Origin of the sequence: Janthinobacterium sp. PSPC3-1 (assembly GCF_049896105.1) — a bacterium.
Taxonomy (GTDB): domain Bacteria; phylum Pseudomonadota; class Gammaproteobacteria; order Burkholderiales; family Burkholderiaceae_D; genus Janthinobacterium.
The window spans coordinates 1-25,333 of record NZ_JAFCTQ010000014.1; the positions used below are offsets into that span (position 1 = coordinate 1).

Below are 25,333 nucleotides of genomic sequence, written 5' to 3' on the forward strand. Positions count from 1 at the left end.
ATGCGACCTTGGACAGCAACGCGCTTCAATAGTGCCCGCGGGAGAGGTAAGCAGAATGTGCCGCCCTAGAAAAAAACGACCACGCTTGATCAGCAACTGCGCGCAAAATACGGGCGCGTGCTGGACCGGATCGCAAGCGAGTTCGATCAAGCACTGACCATCGTGCAACTGGCGGCGTCCGTGGACCGGACACCGCTGGCTTTTTTAAGAGAATTTACCAGGATGACAGGGATGACCCCGCACGCCTACATCGTCGAGACGCGCGTGCAGGCAGCGCGCGCCAGCATGCGGCGTGACAAGGCGCCGCTGGCCATCATCGCCGCCGATTGCGGATTTACCCATCAGTCGCACATGGGTGTCGCTTTCCGCAAGGTGCTGGGGCAGACGCCGGGGCGCTACCGCGCAATGCTGTAGAGCATCGCGACGGCGCCGTTACTGCCCCGCCAGCGCCACCACCGGATCGAGTCCCGACGCCTTGCGCGCCGGCATAAAGCCGAACACCAGTCCCGTCACCACGGCGCAGGCAAAGGCGCCGCCGATGGCGCTCAGCGAAAAGATCACCGGCACTTCCCACACCAGCAGCAGCCCCGCGAAGGCGATGCCGACCACGATGCCGGCCACGCCGCCCACCACCGACACCAGCACCGCCTCGGTCAGGAACTGGCGCAGGATGTCGCGCCGGCGCGCGCCGGTGGCCATGCGGATGCCGATTTCGCGCGTGCGCTCGCGCACCGTCATCAGCATCACGTTCATCACGCCGATGCCGCCCACCACCAGCGACACAGCGGCGATCAGGCTGAGCATCATGGTCATGTTGTCCTGCGTTTTCGCTTCCGCCGCGATCGAGGCGGCCGCGTTGCTGATGCCGTAGTCGCGGATGCGGTGGCGCTCGAACAGCACGGCGTCGACCGCCGCCTCGACTTCCGTCACGCGTTTGACGTCCGCCGCCGCCAGCACCGTGTAGGTCGGCTCGCGCTGGCCAAAGACGCGGATGCCGGCCGTGGAAAACGGCAGCAGCAGCACGTCGTCCTCGTCTTTTTCGCCCGTCAGCGCGCCCTTGGAACTCATCACGCCGATCACCTGGAACGGCACGTTGCCGATCAGGATGGTCTGCCCGACCGGATTGGGCACGTCCGGCATCAGTTTTTCAGCCAGGCGCGCGCCCAGCACGGCGACTGTCGCCATCTCGCGCTCGTCCTGTTCGGTAAAGAAGCCGCCCCTGGCCACTGGCCAGGTCTGGATCTGCGGCAGCGCCGGCCCGGTGCCGCGCACATAGGTCTGCACGTCGATATTGCCATGGCGGATCACCTTGTTGCCGGTGACATTCGGCAGCACGTGCGAAATACCCGGCACGTCCTTCAGCGCTTCCAGGTCGCCCAGGGTGATGCTGCGCCCCGGAATGCGCGAGCTTTCGCCGCGCGAGGCCATGTACAGCAGGTTGGAGCCGAACGCGCCCAGCTGCGCCATCACCTGCTGGCGCGTGCCAAGGCCTATGGCCAGCATGACGATCACGGAGGCGACACCGATCACGATGCCGAGCAGGGTCAGCCCGGTGCGGAAGCGGTTGATCCACAGGACGCGCCAGGCGGCGCGCGCGGCGTCCAGCAGTTCGGTGCCCAACGAAGCCCCCGTGTCATGCGCGGCGCGCGACATGTCGAGCGGCGGCAGCGCGGCGGCCGTGGCGGGAATGGCCACCGCGCCCGAGTCTTCGATAAGCTCGCCGTCGCGGATCTCGATCACGCGGCGCGCCTGGGCCGCCACCTTGCGGTCATGGGTAATCAGGATGATGGTGTGGCCGGCGTCGGCCAGCTCGCCCAGCAGAGCCATCACTTCGGCGCCGCTGGTGGTATCCAGGGCGCCGGTCGGTTCATCGGCCAGGATAATGCGCCCGCCGTTCATCAGCGCGCGCGCGATCGACACGCGCTGCTGCTGCCCGCCGGACAATTGATTCGGGCGATGGTCAAACCGCTCGCCCAGTCCCAGGCGTTGCAGCAGCGCGGCGGAACGTGCGTGGCGGGCGGCGGCCGGCATGCCCGCATACAGGGCCGGCACTTCGACGTTTTCGCGCGCCGATTCGGTGGCGATCAGGTGATAACCCTGGAACACGAAGCCGAACGCTTCGCGCCGCAGCCAGGCCAGTTCGTCGGGATTCAAACTGGCCACGTCCTGGCCGGCAAAGTGGTACGTGCCGTCGCTGGGGCGGTCCAGACAACCGAGCAAGTGCATCAGGGTCGACTTGCCGGAGCCGGACGCGCCGACGATGGCGACGAATTCGCCGGCGCCGATGGACAAGGTGACGCCGCGCAGCACCTCGACGGCCGGCGCGCCGTCATGGCCGCCATAGCGCTTGCGGATGCCGTGCAGCTCGATCAAAGGCGCAGTGTTGTCAACCCCGCTCATAACTGGAACCTGCTCGGGCCATTGCCGGCCGGCTGCTCGCCCGTCACCAGCAGTTCGCCTTCCTTCAGGCCTTTCAGCACTTCGGCGCTGAGGCGGTTGCGCACGCCCACCGTCACTTCGCGCTCGCCGACCTTGCCGTCCGCCCCCATCACGCGCGCCGTAAACTCCCCGCTCTTCGCTCCTTCGGCGCTGGACGGTTTCAGGGCCGGCAGCGGCACGGCCAGCACATTATTGGCCGCCGCCGTGACGAACACCACCTGCGCCGTCATCTGCGGCATCAGTTCGCCGTCGGCGTTGTCGACGTCGAACAGCACGGTATACAGGATCACCTTGCTGGTCGACGGCGCCAGGGCCGTGCCGGCGCTGGTGCCGCCCGGCACCGGCGGCGCCGGCAGCACCTGCCGCACCTTGCCGCTCCAGCGCCGCTGGTCGCCGCCGAGCGTGGTGAAATACACCGGCATCTCGGCGCGCACGCGGCGCACGTCGGCCTCCGACACTTCGGTCCATACGGTCATGGCGGAGAGGTCCGCGATGCGCAGGATATTCGGCGTCTGGTAGGTCGCGTTCAGGGTCTGCCCTTCTTTCGCGTCCAGGCCCACCACGCTACCGGCCATCGGCGCGTAGATGCGGGTATAGCCCAGGCGCGCCTCATCGGCCTTCAGGCTGGCCTGGGTCTGGTCTATCTGCGCCTTCAGGTGGTCGATCTTGGCGGCGGCCGAGGCCAAGGTGGCTTCGGCCAGCTCCAGCTCGGCCAGCGGGGTGGAATCGAACTTGGCCATCTGCGTCTGGCGCACATGCTGCCGGCCGGCCAGGCGGTGCTGCGCCTGTTGATCCGCCAGTTGCGCGCGCAGGCCGGCCAGCGCGGCGCGGCCCGCGTCCACGGTGGCCTGCTGCACGCTGGGGTCGATCTCGGCCAGCAGCTGGCCTTTTTCCACCACCGTGCCCGGTTGCACGTGCAGGCGCGTGATCTGGCCCGATACCTGGGCGCCCACGTCGACATAGGTCTGCGGCTGCAGGGTGCCGATGGCCGTCACGCTGGCCTCGATGCTGCCGCGCTTGACGGGGGTGGTCTCGAAGATGGTGGCCGGGCCACGCGTGGCCCACAGGGCGCCGGCGCCAAGCAGCGCCAGCAGGGCCACGGCGCCAAGAATGGCCGCGCGGCGGGAAGTATGAAACGGTGTCGCCTTGGGTGAAACGTGCATCGGTCTGTCCTTGAAGAAGATTACTGCAGCAGGGTTACCAGACCTGCCAGCGCGGCGACGGCTGCCAGCAGGGAACTACGAAACAGCACTGTGGGGGCATAGGGCAGCAGCAGGGCCACGCCCAGCGCGCCGGCCGATAAAAAGCCCAGCCAGGCGACCACGCCGACCGACGCGCTCCAGCCGGCCACGCAAGGCCAGATGGCCAGCGCCAGCAGCAGGCTGCCGGCCAGTTGCAGCGCGCGCCGCACCGAAGGCGCCGCGTCGCGGCCGAACACCTGGCCGTGGTGGCGGTCCATCGCCAGCGACAGGCTGGCCATGCCCGCATACGACAGGCCCAGTGCGCACAGGATGGTATTGATCATGCGTTGTTCTCCATGGTGGTTGATGTGTTGGCACTGGCCGGCAGGTTTTTCCTGGCGGTGGCAGCGGGTTTTTCCTTGCGCGTGGCGACTTTCCAGGCGCCCCAGGCCGCAAGCAGGCCAAAGGCGATGGCGCACAGTTCCACGCCGGCGCTTTCCAGGTCGCCGCGCGCGAGCTGCGCCGCCAGATTGTCGCCCGTGCTCAGCACATTGAGTACCGGCAGCAGCAGGCATAAAGCGGCCAGCACGCCTAGTTGTTCGATCCAGGCGCGTTTTTCCTGGCGCAGGCAGGCGTGCAGCAGGGTCAATAGCCAGACGCCGAAAAAGGCTTTTACTTCCCAGCCGGCGCGCTGTTCCAGCCCGACCGGGATCAGGCGATTCGCCCACAGGAAGCCGATGCAGGCGATCGCCAGGCCGGCGATCGCGGCGATATTCAGGCAGGCCACCAGGCGGTACACGCGCGGCGTGGCGGCGCCGAATTCGCCGAGCGACTTCTGGCGCCGCTTGACCAGGAACAGGACCGCGCCGGTGCCCATCATGGCGGTGCCGGCCAGGCCGCACAGGAAATACAGCCAGCGCATCGGGATGCCGCCAAAACCCACCATATGCAGGTTGGACATGACATTGCGCGTCAGCGCCGCACCACCCGTGTCCGAACCACCAGGCTGGCGCACGGCGGTTTCCAGGCCGGTCGCCAGCGCATAACAGGCGCGGCCCGTATTGGCGCTGATGCGCTCGAGCAGTTCGCTGTCCTCGTTCCAGCCATACATGCACACGCGCATGGAGGCGTCGTTCGGATTGTCCAGCACCACGGCGCGGATTTCCTGGCCGATGGCCTGCTCGGCGCGCAGCGCGAACTGCTCCAGGTCTGGTATGGCCAGCGGCTGGCCGGTGCGCGCCGGTTTGCCGACATCGTTCCAGTCGGCCAGGAACGATTTCTTGGCATGATCCGCGCCGTACTGCGCCACCACCGGCGCCGGCACATAGTCGTCGGCATAAAACACCAGGCCCGTATAGGCGATCATGAACTGGAACGGCAGGGTCAGCACCGCCACCGCATTGTGCGCGTCGAGCCAGGAACGCTGGCCCTTGGCCGGGCGGAAGGTAAAGAAGTCCTTGAAAATGCGCTTGTGCGTGATCACGCCGCTGACCAGCGCCACCAGCATGATCATGGTGGTGATGCCGACGATCCACACGCCGATGCGGCCAGCGTGCAGCTCGTAGTGAAAATCGACGAAATGGTGGCCGCCCTGAGTGGCGCGCTGCACGCCCGCGTGACCATGCTGGATCTCCTTGCCCGTCAACGGATCGAGATCGGCCGAACCATAGCCGCCCTGCGGCTGGAACCAGTAGGCCGACAGGCCCTGCCCGGGGCGCTGCACCGGCCAGATTTCCCACATGTCGGCCTTCGGATGGCTCTTGGCCATGAAGTCGAGCGCCAGCGCCAGGCGCTGCGCGCGGTCGGTCACCTTGGCCGGCGGCGGCTCGCTGGCGTGCGCCGCTTCTTCCAAAGCGTGCTCTGGCTGCATCCAGTGGCCGATCGGTTCCTCGAACACCGACAGGGTGCCGGTCAGGAAGATGGCGAACAGCAGCCACGAAATCCACAGGCCGCTCCAGGTATGCAGCCAGGCCATGGCCTGGCGCAAGCCGCCCGACTGCGGCGACTTGACGGCTTTTTCCAGCCTGGTACTCATGCGGCACCCCGCGACAGCAGCATGCCGATGCCGGCGCACAGTATCGCCGGCAGCAGCATGCCGAGCCAGGCGCGCCGCAGGTCCTGCACCGAAAACACCCAGATCACGGCGCAGGTATACACGGCAAAGGCGCTCAGGGTGGCCGTCTGCACGGCTTCCACGCGCGACAAGGGCAGCATGGCCGACAGCAGCACCGCCACGCCGGAAGTCAAGGCATAGCCGCCGAAGATGGCGGCCAGCACGCGCGACAACAACAGCATGTGGACCGGCTTCATGGCTGTGGTACTCCATGGATTGTTTGTTTCTGTTGCATCACTGCGTCTCTCCGTCAAATGGATAATGGCGGCGGCCGTCCCGGATCGTCCTGTCGGCAAGCCTGTAATTTTGATGAAAACTGCATCCCTCAAAGACAGGTGCCGCGAGAATCCGAAACGGGCAGTCCTGCCGCAAAATATTTTTTTGAGGGGGACGCCGCTATGGCGCCGGCTCGACCGAAACCCAGTAGCGCGTGCGGCTGCGCACCTGCACCGGCAGCGAATTGGGCAGCATGTTGAGGATGCGCTCCGTATCGAACAGCGGAAACACGCCCGACAGGCGCAGCCGGACCACTTCCGGCGCGCAGTGGATCAGGCCGGGGCGGTAGCGCGACAGGTCGGCCAGGAATTCGCCCAGGGTCACGTCGTCGACGATCATCTGCCCGCGCGACCAGGCGTCCGCATAGGCCTCGACGGCCTGCGGCGCAGCGGCGTACTGGCGCGTAAACGTCGCGCTGCGCCCGGCGGGCAGCAGCAAGGGAGCGCCAGCGCCATCGAGCGGCCGGATCTCGACCGCGCTTTCAAACACGGCCACGCGGCTCTCGCCATCGAGCTGGCGCACGGAAAAGCGGGTACCGAGCGCGCGCACCAGGCCTTCGCGGGTGGCCACCACCAGCGGCGCATCGTTGCCAACCCGATCGCTGCCGGCGCCATGGCCGCTGACGATCATGATTTCGCCGGCCAGCAGTTCGATCCGTCGCTGCCGGCCATCGAAGCGCAGGTTGACGGCCGACGCCGTATTCAGGCTGACCATGCCACCGTCGGCCAGCGCAATGTCGCGCCGCTCGCCGGTGGCCGTGCGATAGTCGGCAAGCAGGGTGCGCGCGCCATCGCGGGCGCCGCCCTGCGCGGCCAGCAGGCCGGCGCCGCCGGCCACGCCCAGCCAGGCCAGCAACTGGCGGCGCTTGCCGCTGGCCGGGCGCCTGGCCGCGCCAGCCAGCGCCTGCACGGCGGCGCCCTTGTGCACGCTGCCAAAGCGCTGCGAAAACGCTTCGATATGGGCCCAGGCCCGCGCATGCTCAGGATCCATCTCGCGCCAGCGCAGCCAGTCGCGGCGCTCCTGCTCGCCCGCCTCGTCCGACATCAGCACGGTCAGCCAGTCGGCCGCCTGCTGCGCCACGGCCTCGCTGATGGCTGGCACCTTTGCCCCGCTCACGACGGCAGCGCAAAAAACACGTGCCGGTTGGCGCGCGTCAGATACTGTTTCACCGAGCTGGCTGAAACATTGAGGCGTTCGGCGATCTCGGCGTAGCTCAGGCCTTCGAGCTGGGCCAGCAGGAACGCCGTGCGCACGGGAATCGGCAAGCCGTCGAGGGCCGCATCGATTTCCTGCAGGGCCTCCAGCGCCAGCAGCCGCTCTTCGGGCGCGGGCGCCACGGCCGGCGGCAAACAGGCCAGCGCCGCCAGGTAGGCGTCTTCCAGCACCTGGCGCCGATAGCGGTGCGCCACCAGGCGGCGCGCGATGGTGGCCAGGAACGGCCGCGCCTCGCGGATCTGCGGCGCCGTGCCGCTGGTCAATACGCTGACAAAGGTATCCTGCGCCAGGTCGGCCGCCTCGCCAGCATTGCCCAGCTTATGCCGCAGCCAGCCCTGCAGCCAGCCGTGATGGCTGCTGTAGAGCGCGTGCAGTTCCTGTTGCTGGGCAAAATCGGCGGCCGCCATACTATCCATGTAAATAAGAATTATTCTCATTTTAACCTTGAAATAGCCCTGCATGCAATCATGGCATTGCCATAAATGCCAACGAAACGATCTCTGCGCCAGACCGTCACCGCCACGCGATAGAGTAAAATGGCGGCCATCGTCCGGCCACGCGCCGCCCACTCCCAAGCTTTCCACTGCAGGTTGATCATGCTAGATAATCTTACCCAACGGCTTGCCAAAGTCGTCAAGACCATGCGCGGCGAGGCGCGCCTGACCGAAGCCAATACCGCCGAAATGCTGCGCGAAGTGCGCCTGGCGCTGCTCGAGGCCGACGTCGCGCTGCCCGCCGTGCGCGAATTCATCGCCCGCGTCAAGGAAAAATCCATGGGCGAGGAAGTCATTTCCTCGCTGTCGCCGGGCCAGGCCCTGGTCGGCGTGGTGCAGCGCGAGCTGGCCGCCATCATGGGCGCCGACCTCGGCCCCGAAGCGTCGCAGATCAGTTTTGCGCAGCAGCCGCCCGCCATCATCCTGATGGCCGGTCTGCAGGGTGTGGGTAAAACCACCACCGTCGGCAAGCTGGCGAAATACCTGAAGGAAGAAAAGAAGAAGAAAGTGCTGACCGTCTCGGCCGACGTGTACCGTCCCGCCGCAATCGCCCAGTTGCAATCGGTGACCAGCCAGGTCGGCGCCGACTTCTTCCCGTCCACCGCCACCGACAAGCCGGTCGATATCGCCCTGGCCGCGCTGGACTGGGCGAAAAAGCACTATCACGATGTGCTGATCATCGATACGGCCGGCCGTCTCGGTATCGACGAAGAGATGATGCGCGAAATCGCCGCCGTCCACGCGGCCGTGAAACCGATTGAAACCCTGTTCGTGGTCGACGCCATGCTGGGCCAGGACGCCATCAACACGGCCAAGGCCTTCAACGACGCGCTGCCGCTGACCGGCATCGTGCTGACCAAGCTCGATGGCGATGCGCGCGGCGGTGCGGCCCTGTCGGTACGCCATATCACGGGCAAGCCGATCAAGTTTGCCGGCGTCTCGGAAAAACTGGACGGCCTGGAAGCGTTCGACCCGACCCGCATGGCCAACCGCATCCTGGGCATGGGCGACATCCTGGCGCTGGTCGAAGAAGCGCGCAAGGGCGTCGACAGCAAGGCGGCGGCCGACCTGGCGCAGAAGATGAAGGTCGGCGGCAAGTTCGACATGAACGACTTCAAGGCGCAACTGGGTCAAATGAAGAAAATGGGCGGCATGGCCAACCTGATGGACAAGCTGCCAGCCCAGTTCCAGCAGGCCGCCGGCGGCAAGAACATGGACCAGGCGGACAAGCAGGTGCGCCGCATGTGCGGCATCATCGACTCGATGACGCCGCAGGAGCGCGCCAAGCCTGAACTGATCAAGGCCACCCGCAAGCGCCGCATCGCGGCCGGCGCCGGCGTGCAGGTGCAGGAAGTCAATCGCATGCTGAACCAGTTCGAGCAGATGCAGACGATGATGAAAAAACTGTCGGGCGGCGGCATGATGAAGATGATGCGCAGTATGAAAGGCATGATGCCCGGTCTGAAGTAAGGTATCGAGCCTTCCGGACCGACGGTCCGGAAGGTGTTTTGCGACCGCCAAAAGCAGCAAAACAGTATGTTAAATAATGCCGGGCAGCATTTTCCTCAGCCCGGCATTGTGCCCTCCCCGCATAGCCAGCAACCATGCCGTTTTCAGGCAAAAACACCCTTCCACGCCCTTCCACGCTGCGCCCGGGCGACAGAGGGAGGATTTCGCTGCTTTTTCCTCGTGAAAACGTGAAAATCGCTTGCATACTGTGTAAATCCCCACCAATATTAGCCGTGCGATTAATTGCGCAATTTCCCATGTGTTTGTTAAGGAGGCTCGAAGATGGCAACAGCCAAAAAAACCCCAGTAGCAGCGCCAGCCAAGGCAGCAGCAGCCAAACCTGCAGCCGCCAAGAAAGCAGCACCCGCAGCCAAAGCCGCACCAGCGGCAAAACCCGCAGCCAAGCCGGCTGCGAAACCGGCAGCGGCGAAGAAAGCGGCAGCACCGGCAACACCACGCAAGCCAAACGCAGCCTTCATGAAAGAAATGACGCCGTCCACCGAACTGGCAGCCGTCGTTGGCGCAGCACCTTTGCCGCGCACTGAAGTGACCAAGAAGGTCTGGGATTACATCAAAAAACTCGACCTGCAAGATCCGGCCAACCGCCGCATGATCAATGCCGACGACAAACTGAAAGCCGTTTTTGGCGGCAAGGCCCAAGTCTCCATGTTTGAAATGACGAAGCTCATCTCCGATCATTTGAAATAATCAGCTACCCGCCGGCACTTTCGCCGAGCGAGTGCCCCGCCGCTTTACTGCGAGCGGGGTATTTTTTTGGGGTCAGACCCTGATGCCGTCAAGTTAGCGCCCCTGCTTCACAAGCACACCAGCAAAAGGTCAACAGCCCAGGCGCCCGCACAGGTGCATCGGGCCAAGCGGGCCTGAAAAATGTCGAGGGCAAGGCGCAGCGACGAAGACAGTACGCATGTACGGCGAGGAGCTGCAACGCCGCCATCGGCATTTTCTCGGGCTCGCGTCTCCGGCCCGCCATTTTTAAGCTTTGCGTCTTCCAATACGTCAGACAGCCTATCTGAGCTCCCACTGCACCCACGCCGCCCGCACCGCATTCGGATACTCGGGCCGCCCGCGGCTGCCGTTATACCGCCCCAGCGCCAGATACAAATCGCCTTTTTCCATGTCCAGGTACATGCGCAAAATCGCGCAGCCATAGCGCAGATTGGTCTGCATGTGAAACAGCTTGCTGCGGTCATGGTCGCCGATCACGCCGGTCCAGAAGGGCATGACCTGCATGTAGCCGCGCGCGCCGGCCAGGGACACCGCGTACTTGCGGTAGCTTGACTCCACCTGGATCAGGCCCAGCACCAGCGCCGGCTCCAGGCCCGCGCGGCGCGACTCGTACCAGACGGTTTCCAAAAATTCCGTGCGCAGCTGGGCGTCCGGCAGTTTGCGCTGCAGGCGCTGCGACATCTGCGCCAGCCATTGCCGGTAGCGCTGTAACTGTTCGGGATTGGAAAAAGTGGGTTGCGGCGGACGCTCGTCGCGGATGGCATGCGACAGCGCCAGGCGGACCGAGTCGGCCAGCGCCTCTTCCTTCTGGTTGCCGGCCTGCGCAAGCGGGGCGCAGGCCAGGCAGGCGGCCAGCGCGAGCGCGCCGGCCGTTTTCAGTACAGGCACGCGGATCACTGCGCCATTTTGGCCTGGATAAAGGCGACGATGTCGCTTGGTGCCACGCCGGTGGCTTCCGCATCGCGGCGGCCCTGGTATTCCAGCTTGCCTTCTTTCAGGCCACGCTCGCCGATCACGATGCGGTGCGGCACGCCGATCAGCTCCCAGTCGGCGAACATGGCGCCAGGGCGCTGGCCACGGTCATCGAGGATGACGTCGACGCCAGCGCCTTGCAGGGCTGCGTAGATCTGTTCCGTCTGTTCCTTGACCAGTTCACTGCGGTCCATGCCCATCGGGCACAGCACCACTTCGAATGGCGCAATCGAGGCCGGCCAGATAATGCCCTTGTCATCGAAGTTCTGTTCGATGGCGGCGCCCAGGATGCGCGTGATGCCGATGCCGTAGCAGCCCATCTGCAGCGGTGCAGGCTTGCCATTTTCGTCGAGGAAGGTGGCTTTCATGCTTTCCGAGTAGGCCGTGCCCAGCTGGAACACGTGACCGACTTCGATGCCGCGCTCGATCGCCAGTACGCCCTTGCCGTCCGGCGAGGCGTCGCCGGCGACCACGTTGCGCAGGTCGGCAACAATGCTTGGCTCCGGCAGGTCGCGGCCCCAGTTGGCGCCCGTGTAGTGGAAATCGGCTTCATTCGCGCCGCAGACAAAATCGCTCATCTGGGCGACGGTGCGGTCGGCCACCACGGTGACCGGCAGTTTGGTGCCGATCGGGCCCAGGTAGCCAGGGATCGAGCCATACACTTCCAGCAGCTCTTCTTCCGTCGTGAAGCGGTGCCCGGCCAGGCCGGCGACCTTGCCGACCTTGATCTCGTTCAGTTCATGGTCGCCGCGCAGCAGCAGCACGAAATGCTGTTTCGTGACCTTGCCGTCTTTTTCCGTTTCGGCCGTCAGGGCGATGGTTTTCACGGTCTGCGCCAGGTCCAGGCCCAGCAAGGCGGCCACGGTCTCGCACTTGACGGTGCCCGGGGTCGCCGTTTTCGTCAGTGCCTGGGTGGCGGCCGGGCGCTCGCCCGTCAACGGCAGCGCTTCGGCCGCTTCCATGTTGGCCGCGTAGTCGGAGGTCGGGCAGTACACCAGCGCGTCTTCGCCGGTATGGGCGATCACGTGGAATTCATGCGAACCGGAGCCGCCGATGGCGCCGTTGTCGGCCGCCACCGCGCGGAACTTCAGGCCGAAGCGCGTGAAGATGCGCGTATAGGCGTCGAACATGACCTTGTACGAGGCCTGCATGCCGGCCAGGTCGCGGTCGAACGAGTAGGCGTCCTTCATGGTGAATTCGCGGCCACGCATCAGGCCGAAGCGCGGACGGCGCTCGTCGCGGAACTTGGTCTGGATATGATAAAAATTGAGTGGCAGCTGGCGGTAGGACTTGATTTCCGTGCGCACCACGTCGGTGATGACTTCTTCCGAGGTCGGCTGGATCGCGTATTCGCGGCCATGGCGGTCTTTCACGCGCATCAGTTCGGCGCCCATCTTGTCCCAGCGGCCCGTCTCCTGCCACAGTTCGGCCGGCTGCACGAGCGGCATCAGCAGCTCGATGGCGGCGGCCTGGTTCATCTCCTCGCGCACGATGGCTTCCACTTTGCGGATCACGCGCAGGCCCATCGGCATGTAGGTATAGATGCCGGAACCGAGGCGTTTGATCATGCCTGCACGCATCATCAATTGGTGGCTGACGATTTCCGCGTCAGAAGGGGCATCTTTGAGTGTCGAGATAAAAAAACGGGAGGCGCGCATAACGGTGAATTCTTTTTAAAAAGAGAGGGTTATAATCAACCTAATTTTAAAGGATTAGCTGGCTGATGCGTCCATACTTTATACAAATGCGCTCAATTGGTGCGATTCCAGCCCTTTTCGCACCCCGAAAAGACCACTGGCACGCGGAGTTGTGGGCATTTATGTAAAAAAAGACGCGCTGTCGCAGAAAGTTTGAGGTGTTTTATGCTCGACCGTGAAGGGTTTCGGCCCAACGTCGGCATCATCCTGCTAAACGCCCAGAACGAGGTGTGGTGGGGCAAGCGGGTGCGCGAGCACTCATGGCAGTTTCCGCAAGGCGGTATCAAATATGGCGAAACACCGGAACAAGCCATGTTTCGCGAACTTGAAGAGGAAATCGGACTCAGACAGGAACACGTCAAAATTGTCGGCCGCACCCGCGACTGGCTGCGCTATGAAGTGCCGGATCACTTCATCAAGCGCGAGATTCGTGGCCATTACCGTGGCCAGAAGCAGATTTGGTTTCTGCTGAGAATGTGCGCGCGCGATAACGACGTCAATCTGCGCCTGACCGACCATCCCGAGTTCGACGCCTGGCGCTGGCATGAGTACTGGGTCCCGCTCGATGTCGTGATTGAATTCAAGCGTGATGTCTACCAGCGCGCCTTGCAGGAGCTGTCGCGCTTCCTGACCTGGCCCGTGCATGGCAACACGCAGCAGCCGCACCGCCATACCTCGCGCTATTTGCGCCAGCCCCATGCGCCCCGTGCGCAAGAGGCAGGGGCACCGGCCAAGGCCTGCGAGGACGGTAATAGTGACAACTGCACGCCGGAATTGATTCTGCCCGGCAAAACCTAGCCCGGACATCACTCCACGCAAAAAAGGGGCAGCCTGTGAAGGCTGCCCCTTTTTTATTGCCGGCCAAACTGCGACCGGCCAGTTTCTGACTTAGTTTGCTGCGGCGACCGCTGGCGCGGCAGCAGCGTTTGGTACGTCCAGCGTAAACGCTTTCAGGCCCAGGATGTCGCTGCTGTAATGGCGGATCTTGTTCGCCAGCGCCGGGTCGCTGTTGAGCTTCTGGCCATACGACGGCACCATTTCCAGCATCTTGGCTTGCCATTGCGGCGTGGCCAGGCGGTCCTTGAAGGCCGTTTGCAGCACCTTGATCATGATCGGCGGCGCGGTCGAGGCGCCTGGCGAGGCACCCAGCAGGGCCACGATGCTGCCATCGGCGGCGCCGACGACTTCGGTGCCGAACTGCAGCAAGCCACCTTTTACAGGATCATCCTTGACGATCTGCACGCGCTGGCCGGCGTTCTGCAGGGTCCAGTCTTCCATCTTGGCGTTTGGCAGGTATTCGCGCAAGGTGGCCAGGCGGTCTTCCGGCGAGTTCATCACTTGCTGCACCAGGTATTTGGTCAGCGGGATATTGTCGTAGCCGGCCTGGAACATCGGCTTGATGTTGCCGGTGCCGATAGACGCCGGCAGGTCGATCCACGAACCGTTTTTCAGGAACTTGGTCGAGAAGGTGGCGAACGGGCCAAACAGCAGCGCTTTCTTGCCATCGATAATGCGGGTGTCCAGGTGCGGCACCGACATCGGCGGCGAACCGACCGAGGCTTTGCCGTAGACCTTGGCCGCATGGGCTTCGACCAGGGCCGGATTGGTGGTCACCAGCCATTGGCCGCCGACCGGCACGCCGCCGAAGCCCTTGGCTTCAGGAATACCCGATTTTTCCAGCAATGGCAGCGAACCGCCGCCGGCGCCGATAAACACGAACTTGGCGCGCACATTCTTTTCAGTGCCATCGGCCAGGTTCTTGACGGTGACGTTCCACACGCCATCGGCGCCGCGCTTGATGTCTTCCACCTGGTGACGCAGGTGCAGGGTCATGCCATGGCTGTCGGTCAGGTATTTCACCAGGCCACGTGTCAGGTTGCCGAAATTGACGTCGGTACCGATGTCCATGCGGGTTGCCGCCACTTTCTGGTTCTTGTCACGGCCTTGCATGACCAGCGGCGCCCACTGTTCGATCTGGTTGAAATCTTCCGAGAACAGCATGCCCTTGAACAGGTTTTCCTTTTGCAGCGCGGCATAGCGCTTCTTCAGGAAAGCGATATTGTCGTCGCCCCACACAAAGCTCATGTGCGGCACATTGTTGATGAAGGTCTGCGGCGCGCCCAGGTGCTTGCTGGCGACCTGGTAGGCCCAGAACTGCTTCGACACTTCGAACTGCTCGTTGATGGCAACGGCTTTCCTGGTTTCGATGCTGCCGTCGGCCGCTTCCGGGGTGTAGTTCAGTTCGGCGAATGCCGAGTGGCCGGTGCCCGCATTGTTCATCGCGTCCGAGCTCTCGGCCGACACGGAATCCAGGCGTTCGACCATTTCCATCGTCAGCGACGGATCGAGTTCCTTGAGCATGCTGCCCAGGGTGGCGCTCATGGTGCCGGCGCCCACCAGCAGCACGTCGAGCGGCTTGTCCGTCGACGCCGGCGGCGTCTTGTCACATGCCGCCAGGATCAGGCACGACATCAAAACTAATAGCGATTTACGCATGGGTTACTCCGTTATGAATGGGTTGGCTCTTCCAGGCCACCAGGCGGCAAGCGCAAGACCATCGGAAAACAGCTATCCCTCCAGCGTCAACAGCGGCCGGATAGTCAGATATCGATGGTGATGAAGCAAGCATGCTGCCGCCGCGCCGCAGGTGGCGGCAGCGATCGGGTGGCGATGGTGCGGACAAGGAAAACACGGCGCCGCTGCTGTTTCGGCCCTCGCGCGGGGCCAAAATCACAACAAATAGACGGCGATGTCCATAGCAAATATCAAGAACAGCGATTTTATCACCGTTATTTGCCCTTGCCGGGCCGCCAGGATCGTGGATAACACTTACTTTGAGGTATTAATTTGGGAGTAACAGGACGTTAACAAAGCGAGGTTGAAGAGGCACCGGCAGCGTGTAAACCGCTGCCGGGGAGGGGCGAAAATGCGCAGGCTATTGCGGATGCTGCCAGCTTTTATAGACGATTTCAATGCTGTAGCCATCGGGGTCGAAGAAACTGGCGGCATGGTAGCGCGGGTCGTAATACAGGCGCGCGCCTGGTGCGCCATTGTCGGTGGCGCCCGCTTTCATCGCCGCCGCGTACGCCGCATCGACCTCGGCGCAGCTGTTGGCCACGAAGCCGACATGGGCCGCGCGCGCATCGACCATACCCTGCCGCAGCCAGAAAAAGATGCGGCCGTTGGCGCCGAAACCTTTCAGGTCGGGATGGCCGGGCGGGCCATCCTTGCCGTCGTAGTCGACGCGGGCCGTGATGCCGAGCGGCTGGAACACGGCGCTGTAGAACGCGATGGAACGGTCGAAATCCGCAACACTGATAAAGACATGGTCGAGCATGGCACAGCTCCTTTTTTAAATGTTATAGCCACCGCCGACTTCGATCGTCTGCGCATTGACCCAGCCATTATCGCTTGACAGCAGGCTGGCGATCACCTTGCCCACGTCGTCGGCCGCGCCGATCCGGCCCAGCGCCGTCTGGCCGGCCAGCATGGTGACAAATTCCGGGCTCTGGTCAAACGCCCCGCTGGTCATGTCGGTGCGGATCGCGCCCGGCGAAATGGCGTTGGCGCGGATGCCGCGCGCACCGAATTCCTTCGCCATATACCGCGTCAGCACTTCCAGCCCACCCTTGAAGGCCGCATACGGCGCGGCGCCGGGCGTGGCCACGCGGGTGGTGGCACTGGTCATGTTGACAATATGGCCGCCGTCGGCCAGCAGCGGCAACAAGGCCTGGGTCAGGAAGAACGGCCCTTTCAGGTGCACGTTCAGCAGGCCGTCGAACTCGGCTTCGGTGACGGACTCGATGGCGTTGAAGTTGCCATAGCCGGCATTGTTGACCAGGCCATCGAAGCTGTCGCGGCCCCAGGTCGCGTGCAGTGCGGTAGCCAGCTGGTCGCGAAAGCCGGCGAATGACGCGATATTGCTGACGTCCAGCGCCAGCGCCACGGCCTTGCCGCCCGCAGCGACAATCTGCCGCACCACGGCGTCGGCGCCGGCCGCATGGCTGTTATAGGTCACGACCACGCCCATGCCCTTGCTGGCGCACTGCAGTGCGGTGCTGGCGCCGATGCCGCGGCTGCCGCCGGTAATCACGATGATGTTCATTTGGAGCTCCTTGAGGTGTGAGGTAGTGCCACCATCGTAGGCTTCAGCAGAAGGTCTTGCGTGCCGCTTCCTGCCGCAAACCTGCCCGATCCTGCTTTTCGCTGGTTTCTGTGCTTGTGCACTTGTCCGGTTTGCGATTAGATGGCGCCATGGATACCCAATTGAACGAACTCAGGACCCTGGCCGCCAGGGCGCAGAACCGGCTGACGGAAACCGGCATCCCGCGCGTGGCCATGGTGCAGGGCGCCATCCCCGAACATGAGCTGGCGGCCGTGTATCAACCGATGGTCAACCTGATCCTGCAAGGCAGCAAGTCGATGACGGTCGGCGAAAAAGTGCTGCACTACTGTCCCGCGAATTATTTCGTGATGTCGGTCGATTTGCCGGCCATCGGCACCATCTGGCCGGCCGCCACGGGCGAACCCTACCTGGCCGTGGCGCTGACGCTCGATCCCGCCATCATTGCCGGCCTGCTGGCTGATCTGGCCGAGAACTTGCCTGAACCTGCCCGGACGGAACGCGCGGTGGCCGGATTTTCGGTGGCGGCCGTGACCGAAGAACTGATGGACGCCTGGGTGCGCATGCTGCGCCTGATGGACAAGCCCTTGGATATCGCCGCGCTGGCGCCCGCCTATGAGCGCGAAATCCTGTACCGCGTGCTGCAAGGGCCGCATGGCGCCATGCTGCGCGAGATCGCCACGCCCGACACGGCGATGGCCCGCGTGAGCCGCGCGATTACCGTGATCCGGCGCGACTTCGACCAGCCGCTGCCGGTGGAAACACTGGCCGAACAGGCCATGATGAGCGTGTCGGCCTTCCACCGCCACTTCAAGGCCGTCACCGCCATGAGCCCCTTGCAGTACCAGAAACGCATCCGGCTGCTGCGCGCGCGCACCCTGCTGACGGCCGCCGGCAAGAGCGTCACGGCCGCCGCGTTCGATGTGGGCTATGAAAGCGCGACCCAGTTCAGCCGCGAATATGCGCGGGAGTTTGGCCTGCCGCCGGCGCGCGACGCGGCGCGCATCGTGGCCGGCTTCCGGATTGCATAGCAAGAAGCGGATGGCCGGCATGCCGGGAAAGTGGTCTGATGCGGCTTTCCCCACAGGAGTCCAGCATGCATTTCCGCATCTCCGGCCTGTCGCCGCTGCCATTTCAACACTTGTATGGCCTGCCCGAGGCCGAACTGAAACAACTGGGTGTCATACGGTATCTGGTCGATGCAAAGCCTGGCTTTCCCGACCGTATCACCATGGAGGATGCCGAGCCGGGGCAGACGGTACTGCTGCTCAATCACGTCTGCCAGAGCGCCGACACGCCCTACCGCGCCTCGCACGCGATTTTTATCCGCGAAGGGGCGACGCAGGCCTACGATGCCATCGACCAGGTGCCGGACTCGCTGCGCATCCGCCTGCTGTCGCTGCGCGCCTATGATGACCAGGGCATGATGCTCGACGCCGATGTGGTGGAGGGAATGGCCATCGAAGCCGTGATAGCACGGCTGTTTGACGATCCGGCTGTGCGCTATCTCCACGTGCATAACGCCAGGCGCGGTTGCTACGCGGGCCGCATCGACCGGGCATGAAGGAGGGGCGCAAGTAGGCATTCCAGGTACGCGGTACAATATCGCCTGCCCTTTTCAGCCTCAAGCCAAAACGATGTTCAATCCCTCTTCCGACGATGTGCGCCGCTTCTTTTGCGACACCCTGCGCAAGCACCGCGCCCGTGAAATCCTGTCGCCGATGGAAGCGATCGCGATCGACTGGATCCTCGAGCATCCCGAATATGAAAACGAATTGAGTGACGTCGAAGCGGCGCTGGCGCGCGACTATTCGGTCGAAGGCGGCCAGGCCAATCCGTTTCTGCACCTGTCCATGCATTTGTCGATCACGGAACAGGTGCAGGTCGACCAGCCGCGCGGCATCCGCACGGCCGTGCAGCAGCTGGCCCAGCGCCTCGATTCGGCCCACGCGGCCCAGCACGAAGTGATGGAATGCCTGGGCCAGATGATCTGGGCCTCGCAGCGTTCCGGCCTGCCGCCCGATACGGACGCGTATATCGACTGCGTGCGGCGCCGCTGACCAGGTAGTATCATGTTGCCAAGAAACTCATCCACTGAAGGATATCTTGGCCCATCACACCATACTGGTACTCGGCGGTTACGGTTTTTTCGGCACGCGCATTTGCGCGGCGCTGGCCGGCAACCAGGCTATCCATCTGCTGGTGGCCGGGCGCGACGTGGCCCGTGCCACGGCATTGACGGCGCAACTGGGCTTGCCGCAGCAGCAGGCGCTGGCGCTCGATGCCGCTGTGCCTGATCTGGCGCGGCGCCTGGCCGCACTGGGCGTCGATACGCTGATCCATACCGCCGGCCCGTTCCAGGGCCAGGATTACCGCGTCGCCCGTGCCGCGATCGAGGCCGGCGCCAACTATATCGACCTGGCGGACGGCCGCGATTTTGTCGCCGGCATCGCCAGCCTCGACGACCTGGCGCGCCAGCGCGGCGTCTTCGTCACCAGCGGCGCCAGCTCGCTGCCGGCCCTGTCCTCGGCCGTGGTCGACCGCTACCTGCCACGCTTTCGCCAGCTCACATCGATCCGCCACGGCATCGCCTCGGGCGCCCGCGCACCGGGCATCGCCACCATGACCGGCATCTTCTCGTACTGCGGCAAACCGTTCCAGCGCCTGGTTGGCGGCAGCCAGCAGACCACGCACGGCTGGCTCGACCTGCACCGCCACCGCTTTGCCGCGCCCGTGGGACGGCGCTTGCTGGGCAGCTGCGACGTGCCCGACCTGGCGCTGTTCCCGCAACGCTATCCGGGCCTGGACACCGTCACGTTTCACGCCGGTTTTGCCGGTGCGCCCGGCCATCTGCTTGTCTGGGCCGCCGCGCAACTGGTGCGCCTGGGCCTGTTGCGCAGCCTGCTGCCGCTGGTCAGGCCGCTGCACGCCATCAGCCACCGGGTGGAGCCGCTGGTCAGCGACAAGGGCGCGATGTTCGTGACGCTGCAAGGCACGGGCCTCGATGGCCTGCCGTTGATACTGACATGGCAATTGCTGGCGGCGCAAAACCACGGCCCGCATATCCCGTGCGGCGCGGCGATCGCGCTGGCGAACCGCCTGGCCGGCGCCGGCAGCGATGATGCGCCGCTGCCGCGCGGTGCCATGCCCTGCGTCGGCCTGCTCACGGTGGAAAATTACCTGGCCGCGCTGCAAGGCTACGACGTGACCGAGGTGCCGGCATGAGCTGGTACCTGTTCGTCAAATGGCTGCACATCCTCAGCGCCACGATCCTGTTTGGCACCGGCATCGGCATCGCTTTCTTCAAGTGGATCAACGACCGGGGCGGCGAGGTGCGGGCGATCCGCCTGTCGGCCGAAAAGACCGTGCTGGCCGACTGGCTGTTCACCACGCCGGCCGTCATCATCCAGCCGCTGTCCGGACTGGCGCTGGCGCACCTGGCCGGCTATCCCATCCTGTCCGGCTGGGTCTTCGCCTCGATGCTGCTGTATACGCTGGCCGGCGCCTGCTGGCTGCCCGTGGTGTGGCTGCAGATCCGCATGCGCGACCTGGCCCGCCTGGCGGACGACGCGGGCACGCCTCTGCCGCGCCTGTACTGGACCTATGCGCGCTGCTGGTTCTGGCTCGGCGTGCCGGCATTTGCCGCGCTGATGCTGGTCTACTGGCTGATGGTGGCCAAGCCCGCGCCATGACGCCGGCGCACCTGCAGCGGCTGTACTGGGCCATGCGCCTCGGCATGGCCTTTATCTGGCTATGGACGGCGTTTGTGTCCTGGTATCTGTATCCGCATGCCGAATCGCTCGCTTGGCTGCGCCGCAGCGGCATCACGCTGCATACGGAACAGGTGTTTGCCGCCTCCTGCCTGGCCGACCTGGCCATGGGCATCGCCTCGCTGGTCCATGCCAGGGCCTGGCTCTGGTGGACGCAGTGCGCGCAGGTGGCGGGCTATACGCTGGTGATCGCCGTCTTCCTGCCGGAATTTTTGATCCACCCTTTCGGGCCGCTGACGAAAAACATTCCTCTGGTCGCCGGCCTGGTCTTCCTGGCCCTGCAGGAGAAAAGCCACGGCTAGCGTGGCTTCGGCAGATGGATAACTAGTCAAGCTGGCCTTACCGCCTGCGGCAGCGCGGGCGCCTTCGCCTTGCCCAGCAACCCCAGCACCACCTGCAGCGCCATGGCCACCGCGCCGACGATAAACACCACGTCGCCAAACGTACGCACCCAGCGCAGATTCTGCAGCAAGGGCTGCTGCATGAATGCCTCGCTGCGTGCATACCACAGGCCTTCGGTCACGCTGGCGTGGAACTGGATGATGCCGATCGGCAGCAGGCTGGTAAAGATCATCAGCACCAGGCCCGCGTTCAGGCCCCAGAAGGCCGTCCTCATCAGCCCCTTGCTGTAGCGATAGTCAGGCCGCAGATAGCGCAGCACCAGCAGGGTAAAGCCCAGCGCCAGGAAACCGTACACGCCGAACAGCGCCGCATGGGCGTGCACCGGAGTGGTGTTCAGGCCCTGGATGTAGTACAGCGCCATCGGCGGATTGATCATGAAGCCGAACACGCCCGCGCCCAGCATGTTCCAGAAGGCCACCGCGACAAAGCACATCAATGGCCAGCGCAGGTTTTCCATCCAGGCTGCACGATCCTTGAGGCGCCAGTTTTCCCACGCTTCGTGACCGAGCACGATCAGCGGCACCACTTCGAGCGCACTGAAGCTGGCGCCGATGGCCATCACCGGCGTGGTGGTGCCGGCAAAGTACAGGTGGTGGAAGGTACCCGGTATGCCACCGAGCATGAACAGCGAGGCCGAGGCCAGGCTGGCCGCCGTGGCCATGCGCACCGACACCAGGCCCAGGGTGGAAAAGATAAAGGCCAGCGCCGTGGTGGCGAACACTTCGAAGAAACCCTCGACCCACAGGTGCACCACCCACCAGCGCCAGTACTCCATCACCGACAAATGCGTGCGCTCGCCGTAGAACAGGCCGGCGCCATAAAACAGGCCGATCGCGCCCACCGAAGCGGTCAGCAGCGCCAGCAGGTTCTTGTCACCGCCCTTGACCAGCAGCGCCGGCACCACGCCGCGCAGCATCAGGGCCAGCCACAGCAGGATGCCGACGTATTTGCCGATCTGCCACAAACGGCCCAGGTCCACGTATTCATACCCCTGGTGGCCCAGCCAGAAATTCCATTCGGGCGGCATCACCTGCGCGATCGCCAGGTAGTTGCCAATGAACGAACCGACGACGACGACCACCAGCGCCCAGAACAGCACATCGACCCCAAGCCGCTGCCAAGCCGGATCCTTGCCGCCATTGATCAGCGGCGCCAGGAACAGGCCGGCGGCCAGGAAGCCGGTGGCGATCCAGAACAGCGCAGCCTGGATATGCCAGGTGCGTGTCAGCGCGTACGGGAACCAGCGCGAAACGTCGATGCCATAAAAGGTTTGTCCCTCCACCGTATAGTGGGCCGTGAAGCCGCCGATGAATACCTGGAAGATGAACAACGCCACCACCAGGAACAGGTATTTGCCCAGTCCCCGCTGCGAAGCCGTCAGGGCAAACGTCGTCAAGGGGTCGCGCGCTCCGGGCGCCGGCAAGGGCTCGTCATGGTCGCGCAAGAAGGCCCAGCCCCATACCAGGAAGCCGACGCCGGCCAGCAGCACCACCACGCTGGCGACCGACCACACCACGTTCTCGCCGCTGGGGTGGTTGCCGATCAGCGGTTCGTGCGGCCAGTTGTTGGTATAGGTGACGTCAAGGCCGGGGCGCTCGGTGGCGGCGGCCCACGCGGTCCAGAAAAAGAACTGCGTCATCTGCTGGCGCCGTTCGGCGCTGGGCAGGGTGTTTTCCTTCATGGCGTAGTGTTCGCGGCTGGTGCGCAGCGCGGGCGCGTCCGAGAACAGCTGGTCATAGTAGCTGGCGGTGACGCGGATCGCCTCGACCCGGCGCGCCGACAGATGCAGCGCCTGCGCCGCATCGACGCCATTGCCGCGGTATTCGAGCCTGAGCGCTTCGCGCAGCGCCGCCTGCGCCGGGCCATCCAGCGCCGCGTAGGCCTTGCCGTGCCGGTCCTGCGCGGCCAGTTCCAGCCAGGCCATCAGTTCGCGGTGCAGCCAGTCGGCCGTCCAGTCGGGCGCCTGGTAGGCGCCGTGGCCCCAGATGGAGCCGAGCTGCATGCCGCCCACCGATTGCCAGGCCGTCTGGCCGTCGAGGATGCCTTCGCGGTCGAACAGCAGCTTGCCGCCCGGCGCGGTGACCTGCGCAGGAATCGGCGGCGCCTGCCGGTACACTTCGGCGCCATAGTATCCCAGCAGCGAAAAGGTCACGATCAGCACGCCGATCAAGGTGAACCAGAGTTTTTTATATTGCCCCATCATCGTCTTTCTTCGTCAATGCACCATGGCCGGCGCAAAGCGCTCGAACAGGATATTGTTTTCAGTGTGGATATGCGCCATCAGGTCTTCGCGGAAGGTCCGCAATCCCGTGTACAGCGCGCGCCAGGTGGTGCAGGCGCCGGCTGGCGCCACGATGCCGTTCGTCAGCTGCTCGATCGCGCGCAGGGCCACGCCATGGTCGTCGTGCTCCATGCGCATCACGCTGATCGGCCCGCCCGCCATCGCCCCATGGCCACCGGCGATCATCGGGAACAGCACGTTTTCTTCCTTGCGCATATGGCTTTCCAGCTCCTGCGCCATGCTTGACAATTGATCGGCCAGGCCATGCGGACAGTCGGCCCGGTCGCCATGCACCTGCTCGACCTTGCGCGCCAGCCGTATCAGCTCAGGCAGCTGCTCGCGGTGCACGGCGTGGTAGCGCGCCAGCACATGCGCCACCAGTTCAGCGGCAGAGGCATCCTGCCATTCGCCTTCGCCGGACGCGTCGCCGCGTTCCAGCAGCACTTGCAGTTCGTCGACAATGGGCTGCGTGTCGACACCGGCGGCAGCCGCCGCCGCGCGCAGGGTCTTGTTGCCGCCGCAGCAAAAATCGAGATGGTGGGCGTCGAACAGGCGCGTTGCGCCCGGAATGCGGCGGGCCAGCTGGCCCAGGGACTGGTCGATGAAATCCATGATTGCTCCTTGAAAGTGTAGGTTATTGATGGGCGCCGGCGTGGAATACACCGGGAACGGGTTCGCCGGTGACCTCCAGCACGCCGACCGCGCCCTTGCCGGCGCGCGACAGGGCATGGTCGACCAGCAGGTAGCTGCCCGGGTGCTGGACTTTCAACTCGACGATGGTCGCCCCGCCCGGCGCCACCAGCGTGGTCTGCACGTCGTGTTTCGGACTGCTGATCGAGCCTTCGCTGTAGACCTTGTCGAAGATCTCGCCGATGATGTGGAACGATGAAATCTTGTTCGGGCCGCCGACGCCAAAGTAGATGCGCACGGTCTCGCCGACTTTCGCCTGCAGCTTGTGGGTCTTGCTGAGCGCGCCCACTTCGCCATTGAAGACGTAGTAATCGGGCAGCTCGTTGGCCATTTTTTCCAGGTTCGCTTCCTGGTGCACGGGCGCGCCGTGCGGGCGGCCCGTGTACATCTCGCCCTGCATCACGTAGTACTCGCGGTCGACTTTCGACAGGCCGCCTTCCGGTTCCACCAGGATCATGCCGTACATGCCGGCCGCGATATGCTGCGGCACCAAGGGCGTCGCGCAGTGGTACACATACAGGCCCGGATTGAGCGCCTTGAATGTGATGTTTTTTTCCTGGCCCGGCGCAACTTGCGTGTGCTGGCCGCCGCCATGGCCGCCCGTCACCGCGTGCAGGTCAATCGAGTGGATCATCTTGCTGTCGCTGGCGTTGAACAGGGTCAGCTCCACCGTGTCGCCGACGCGGGCGCGCAGCATGGGGCCGGGCACCTGCCGGTTGAAGGTCCAATAAGTAAACGTGGTGCCGTCATCGAGCTTGCCGGGCAATTCCACCGTCTCCATGCGGTACTTGAGCAGCTGCGGCGCGCGCGCACCGATGGCCGCCGGCACCTGCGCCGGATTGGCCGCCACGCTGACGGCCGCGGGGTCCGGTCCGCGCATCGGCGACGGCGCCGGCGTGTACAGCGCCAGCGCGGCCGAACTGGCGTCGCCGCCGGTGCTGGTGGCCGGCGCGGCAGCGGCACCAGCGTCGGCCAGGGTCGGGCCGCTGACCTGCAATTTGCCTTCCATGCCGATCTGGCGATGGCCGGGAATCGAGCAGTAATAGGTAAAGCTGCCAGCTTTGGTCACCTTGAAGCGCACGGTGATCTTGCCGCTGCCGGTGCTGAACTTGGCGGAGGCGACATTGAGTTCGGGGATCACCAGGTCATGCTCGGCGCCCTCGCCGCTTTTCAGTACCAGCTCGATGGTGTCGCCCGTATTGGCCGTCAACACGGGGTTGACCTGGCCCTTGGCATCGACAAACACCATCTTGCCGTCGACGATATTGGTTTGCAGTTCATGGCGGCGCGTGACGGGCGCGCTGGCGGCGGCCTTGGCGATGGGGGCGGCTGCGGCGGCCAGCGCCGGTGCATCGAGCGACAGCAGGCACAGGGCGGCGGCGATGGCGCAAAGGGGGAGAGTCGGTTTCATGAAACGATCCTTG

Annotated in this window: 26 protein-coding genes; 10 read left to right on the forward strand and 16 right to left on the reverse strand. The window is 64.5% G+C overall.

Going from position 1 to position 25,333, the window contains the following annotated elements:
* Positions 1-180 precede the first annotated feature (180 nt).
* Positions 181-414: a helix-turn-helix transcriptional regulator gene (locus ACP7B7_RS15995; protein ID WP_426077372.1), complete on the forward strand. Its 234-nt coding sequence runs from the start codon at positions 181-183 to the stop codon at positions 412-414.
* Positions 415-432: 18 nt separating this feature from the next.
* Here ACP7B7_RS15995 and ACP7B7_RS16000 read toward each other — a convergent pair whose 3' ends face one another.
* The 8 genes from ACP7B7_RS16000 to ACP7B7_RS16035 form a co-directional block, all read right to left on the reverse strand.
* Positions 433-2,400 carry a MacB family efflux pump subunit gene (locus ACP7B7_RS16000; RefSeq protein ID WP_308924427.1) on the reverse strand — a complete coding sequence of 656 codons (1,968 nt, stop codon included), beginning with the start codon at positions 2,398-2,400 and terminating at the stop codon, positions 433-435.
* The gene (locus ACP7B7_RS16005; RefSeq protein WP_308924426.1) at positions 2,397-3,602 is read right to left on the reverse strand and encodes an efflux RND transporter periplasmic adaptor subunit; all 1,206 of its coding nucleotides are present in this window, start codon (positions 3,600-3,602) and stop codon (positions 2,397-2,399) included. The genes ACP7B7_RS16000 and ACP7B7_RS16005 overlap by 4 nt, the downstream gene beginning before the upstream one ends.
* A 20-nt stretch (positions 3,603-3,622) precedes the next feature.
* Complete coding sequence (locus ACP7B7_RS16010; protein WP_308924425.1) at positions 3,623-3,964, reverse strand: DUF3325 domain-containing protein; 342 nt, start codon at positions 3,962-3,964, stop codon at positions 3,623-3,625.
* A complete protein-coding gene (locus ACP7B7_RS16015) occupies positions 3,961-5,655 on the reverse strand; it encodes a PepSY-associated TM helix domain-containing protein (RefSeq protein ID WP_308924424.1) in 1,695 nt (564 codons plus the stop codon). The genes ACP7B7_RS16010 and ACP7B7_RS16015 overlap by 4 nt, the downstream gene beginning before the upstream one ends.
* The gene (locus tag ACP7B7_RS16020; protein ID WP_308924423.1) at positions 5,652-5,930 is read right to left on the reverse strand and encodes a DUF3649 domain-containing protein; all 279 of its coding nucleotides are present in this window, start codon (positions 5,928-5,930) and stop codon (positions 5,652-5,654) included. The genes ACP7B7_RS16015 and ACP7B7_RS16020 overlap by 4 nt, the downstream gene beginning before the upstream one ends.
* A 199-nt stretch (positions 5,931-6,129) precedes the next feature.
* Positions 6,130-7,125 carry a FecR domain-containing protein gene (locus tag ACP7B7_RS16025; protein WP_426077293.1) on the reverse strand — a complete coding sequence of 332 codons (996 nt, stop codon included), beginning with the start codon at positions 7,123-7,125 and terminating at the stop codon, positions 6,130-6,132.
* Positions 7,122-7,631, reverse strand: a complete 510-nt coding sequence (locus ACP7B7_RS16030) for a sigma-70 family RNA polymerase sigma factor (RefSeq protein ID WP_426077294.1) — start codon at positions 7,629-7,631, stop codon at positions 7,122-7,124. The genes ACP7B7_RS16025 and ACP7B7_RS16030 overlap by 4 nt, the downstream gene beginning before the upstream one ends.
* Before the next feature lie 26 nt (positions 7,632-7,657).
* A complete protein-coding gene (locus ACP7B7_RS16035) occupies positions 7,658-7,822 on the reverse strand; it encodes a hypothetical protein (protein ID WP_426077295.1) in 165 nt (54 codons plus the stop codon).
* Here ACP7B7_RS16035 and ffh point away from each other — a divergent pair.
* Complete coding sequence (ffh, locus tag ACP7B7_RS16040) at positions 7,821-9,188, forward strand: signal recognition particle protein (protein ID WP_308924421.1); 1,368 nt, start codon at positions 7,821-7,823, stop codon at positions 9,186-9,188. The genes ACP7B7_RS16035 and ffh overlap by 2 nt on opposite strands.
* A gap of 321 nt (positions 9,189-9,509) precedes the next feature.
* Positions 9,510-9,935 carry an SWIB/MDM2 domain-containing protein gene (locus tag ACP7B7_RS16045; RefSeq protein WP_308924420.1) on the forward strand — a complete coding sequence of 142 codons (426 nt, stop codon included), beginning with the start codon at positions 9,510-9,512 and terminating at the stop codon, positions 9,933-9,935.
* 318 nt (positions 9,936-10,253) lie between these two features.
* On the opposite strand, the gene ACP7B7_RS16050 is transcribed toward ACP7B7_RS16045, so the two are convergent.
* Positions 10,254-10,853 carry a lytic transglycosylase domain-containing protein gene (locus ACP7B7_RS16050; protein ID WP_426077373.1) on the reverse strand — a complete coding sequence of 200 codons (600 nt, stop codon included), beginning with the start codon at positions 10,851-10,853 and terminating at the stop codon, positions 10,254-10,256.
* Between the two features lie 14 nt (positions 10,854-10,867).
* Positions 10,868-12,604, reverse strand: a complete 1,737-nt coding sequence (locus tag ACP7B7_RS16055; RefSeq protein ID WP_426077296.1) for a proline--tRNA ligase — start codon at positions 12,602-12,604, stop codon at positions 10,868-10,870.
* Positions 12,605-12,808: 204 nt separating this feature from the next.
* On the opposite strand from ACP7B7_RS16055, the gene ACP7B7_RS16060 reads away from it, so the two are divergent.
* A complete protein-coding gene (locus ACP7B7_RS16060; RefSeq protein WP_426077297.1) occupies positions 12,809-13,441 on the forward strand; it encodes an RNA pyrophosphohydrolase in 633 nt (210 codons plus the stop codon).
* 90 nt (positions 13,442-13,531) lie between these two features.
* On the opposite strand, the gene mqo is transcribed toward ACP7B7_RS16060, so the two are convergent.
* From mqo to ACP7B7_RS16075, 3 genes are all read right to left on the reverse strand, one after another.
* The gene (gene mqo, locus ACP7B7_RS16065; RefSeq protein WP_426077298.1) at positions 13,532-15,139 is read right to left on the reverse strand and encodes a malate dehydrogenase (quinone); all 1,608 of its coding nucleotides are present in this window, start codon (positions 15,137-15,139) and stop codon (positions 13,532-13,534) included.
* 439 nt (positions 15,140-15,578) lie between these two features.
* Entirely contained in the window at positions 15,579-15,980 is a 402-nt protein-coding gene (locus tag ACP7B7_RS16070; protein ID WP_426077299.1) for a VOC family protein, read from the reverse strand.
* Positions 15,981-15,995: 15 nt separating this feature from the next.
* The gene (locus ACP7B7_RS16075; protein WP_426077300.1) at positions 15,996-16,748 is read right to left on the reverse strand and encodes an SDR family NAD(P)-dependent oxidoreductase; all 753 of its coding nucleotides are present in this window, start codon (positions 16,746-16,748) and stop codon (positions 15,996-15,998) included.
* Between the two features lie 149 nt (positions 16,749-16,897).
* Here ACP7B7_RS16075 and ACP7B7_RS16080 point away from each other — a divergent pair, with 149 nt between their 5' ends.
* The 6 genes from ACP7B7_RS16080 to ACP7B7_RS16105 all read left to right on the forward strand — a co-directional run bounded on the left by ACP7B7_RS16080 (position 16,898) and on the right by ACP7B7_RS16105 (position 20,838).
* Positions 16,898-17,797 carry an AraC family transcriptional regulator N-terminal domain-containing protein gene (locus ACP7B7_RS16080; RefSeq protein WP_426077301.1) on the forward strand — a complete coding sequence of 300 codons (900 nt, stop codon included), beginning with the start codon at positions 16,898-16,900 and terminating at the stop codon, positions 17,795-17,797.
* Between the two features lie 65 nt (positions 17,798-17,862).
* Positions 17,863-18,330, forward strand: coding sequence for a DUF1203 domain-containing protein (locus ACP7B7_RS16085; RefSeq protein WP_308924413.1), 468 nt, complete (start codon positions 17,863-17,865; stop codon positions 18,328-18,330).
* 73 nt (positions 18,331-18,403) lie between these two features.
* Positions 18,404-18,826, forward strand: coding sequence for a DUF1841 family protein (locus tag ACP7B7_RS16090; protein WP_065309705.1), 423 nt, complete (start codon positions 18,404-18,406; stop codon positions 18,824-18,826).
* Positions 18,827-18,872: 46 nt separating this feature from the next.
* Positions 18,873-19,991, forward strand: a complete 1,119-nt coding sequence (locus ACP7B7_RS16095) for a saccharopine dehydrogenase family protein (RefSeq protein WP_308924412.1) — start codon at positions 18,873-18,875, stop codon at positions 19,989-19,991.
* A complete protein-coding gene (locus ACP7B7_RS16100) occupies positions 19,988-20,458 on the forward strand; it encodes a DUF2269 family protein (RefSeq protein ID WP_308924411.1) in 471 nt (156 codons plus the stop codon). Before ACP7B7_RS16095 ends, ACP7B7_RS16100 begins: the two co-directional genes overlap by 4 nt.
* Entirely contained in the window at positions 20,455-20,838 is a 384-nt protein-coding gene (locus ACP7B7_RS16105) for a DoxX-like family protein (protein WP_308924410.1), read from the forward strand. The genes ACP7B7_RS16100 and ACP7B7_RS16105 overlap by 4 nt, the downstream gene beginning before the upstream one ends.
* Positions 20,839-20,864: 26 nt before the next feature.
* On the opposite strand, the gene ACP7B7_RS16110 is transcribed toward ACP7B7_RS16105, so the two are convergent.
* From ACP7B7_RS16110 to nirK, 3 genes are read right to left on the reverse strand one after another with little or no spacing between them, the layout of a single operon-like run.
* The gene (locus tag ACP7B7_RS16110) at positions 20,865-23,138 is read right to left on the reverse strand and encodes a nitric-oxide reductase large subunit (RefSeq protein WP_426077374.1); all 2,274 of its coding nucleotides are present in this window, start codon (positions 23,136-23,138) and stop codon (positions 20,865-20,867) included.
* Positions 23,139-23,153: 15 nt separating this feature from the next.
* Positions 23,154-23,831, reverse strand: coding sequence for an iron-sulfur cluster repair protein YtfE (gene ytfE, locus ACP7B7_RS16115; RefSeq protein ID WP_308924409.1), 678 nt, complete (start codon positions 23,829-23,831; stop codon positions 23,154-23,156).
* A 22-nt stretch (positions 23,832-23,853) separates the two neighbouring features.
* Positions 23,854-25,320, reverse strand: a complete 1,467-nt coding sequence (gene nirK, locus ACP7B7_RS16120) for a copper-containing nitrite reductase (protein ID WP_426077303.1) — start codon at positions 25,318-25,320, stop codon at positions 23,854-23,856.
* Positions 25,321-25,333: the final 13 nt, after the last annotated feature.

Bases quoted from the DNA above. Each gene is read 5' to 3' on its own strand.
- ACP7B7_RS16045 (WP_308924420.1), top strand. From the start codon at position 9,510: ATGGCAACAGCCAAAAAAACCCCAGTAGCAGCGCCAGCCAAGGCAGCA.
- ffh (WP_308924421.1), top strand. From the start codon at position 7,821: ATGCTAGATAATCTTACCCAACGGCTTGCCAAAGTCGTCAAGACCATG.
- ACP7B7_RS16060 (WP_426077297.1), top strand. From the start codon at position 12,809: ATGCTCGACCGTGAAGGGTTTCGGCCCAACGTCGGCATCATCCTGCTA.
- ACP7B7_RS16110 (WP_426077374.1), bottom strand. From the start codon at position 23,138: ATGGGGCAATATAAAAAACTCTGGTTCACCTTGATCGGCGTGCTGATC.
- ACP7B7_RS16105 (WP_308924410.1), top strand. From the start codon at position 20,455: ATGACGCCGGCGCACCTGCAGCGGCTGTACTGGGCCATGCGCCTCGGC.
- ACP7B7_RS16090 (WP_065309705.1), top strand. From the start codon at position 18,404: ATGTTCAATCCCTCTTCCGACGATGTGCGCCGCTTCTTTTGCGACACC.
- ACP7B7_RS16000 (WP_308924427.1), bottom strand. From the start codon at position 2,400: ATGAGCGGGGTTGACAACACTGCGCCTTTGATCGAGCTGCACGGCATC.
- ACP7B7_RS16010 (WP_308924425.1), bottom strand. From the start codon at position 3,964: ATGATCAATACCATCCTGTGCGCACTGGGCCTGTCGTATGCGGGCATG.
- nirK (WP_426077303.1), bottom strand. From the start codon at position 25,320: ATGAAACCGACTCTCCCCCTTTGCGCCATCGCCGCCGCCCTGTGCCTG.
- ACP7B7_RS16100 (WP_308924411.1), top strand. From the start codon at position 19,988: ATGAGCTGGTACCTGTTCGTCAAATGGCTGCACATCCTCAGCGCCACG.
- ACP7B7_RS16085 (WP_308924413.1), top strand. From the start codon at position 17,863: ATGCATTTCCGCATCTCCGGCCTGTCGCCGCTGCCATTTCAACACTTG.
- mqo (WP_426077298.1), bottom strand. From the start codon at position 15,139: ATGCGTAAATCGCTATTAGTTTTGATGTCGTGCCTGATCCTGGCGGCA.
- ACP7B7_RS16055 (WP_426077296.1), bottom strand. From the start codon at position 12,604: ATGCGCGCCTCCCGTTTTTTTATCTCGACACTCAAAGATGCCCCTTCT.
- ACP7B7_RS16005 (WP_308924426.1), bottom strand. From the start codon at position 3,602: ATGCACGTTTCACCCAAGGCGACACCGTTTCATACTTCCCGCCGCGCG.
- ACP7B7_RS16080 (WP_426077301.1), top strand. From the start codon at position 16,898: ATGGATACCCAATTGAACGAACTCAGGACCCTGGCCGCCAGGGCGCAG.
- ACP7B7_RS16075 (WP_426077300.1), bottom strand. From the start codon at position 16,748: ATGAACATCATCGTGATTACCGGCGGCAGCCGCGGCATCGGCGCCAGC.
- ACP7B7_RS16030 (WP_426077294.1), bottom strand. From the start codon at position 7,631: ATGGCGGCCGCCGATTTTGCCCAGCAACAGGAACTGCACGCGCTCTAC.
- ACP7B7_RS16015 (WP_308924424.1), bottom strand. From the start codon at position 5,655: ATGAGTACCAGGCTGGAAAAAGCCGTCAAGTCGCCGCAGTCGGGCGGC.
- ytfE (WP_308924409.1), bottom strand. From the start codon at position 23,831: ATGGATTTCATCGACCAGTCCCTGGGCCAGCTGGCCCGCCGCATTCCG.
- ACP7B7_RS16070 (WP_426077299.1), bottom strand. From the start codon at position 15,980: ATGCTCGACCATGTCTTTATCAGTGTTGCGGATTTCGACCGTTCCATC.
- ACP7B7_RS16020 (WP_308924423.1), bottom strand. From the start codon at position 5,930: ATGAAGCCGGTCCACATGCTGTTGTTGTCGCGCGTGCTGGCCGCCATC.
- ACP7B7_RS16035 (WP_426077295.1), bottom strand. From the start codon at position 7,822: ATGATCAACCTGCAGTGGAAAGCTTGGGAGTGGGCGGCGCGTGGCCGG.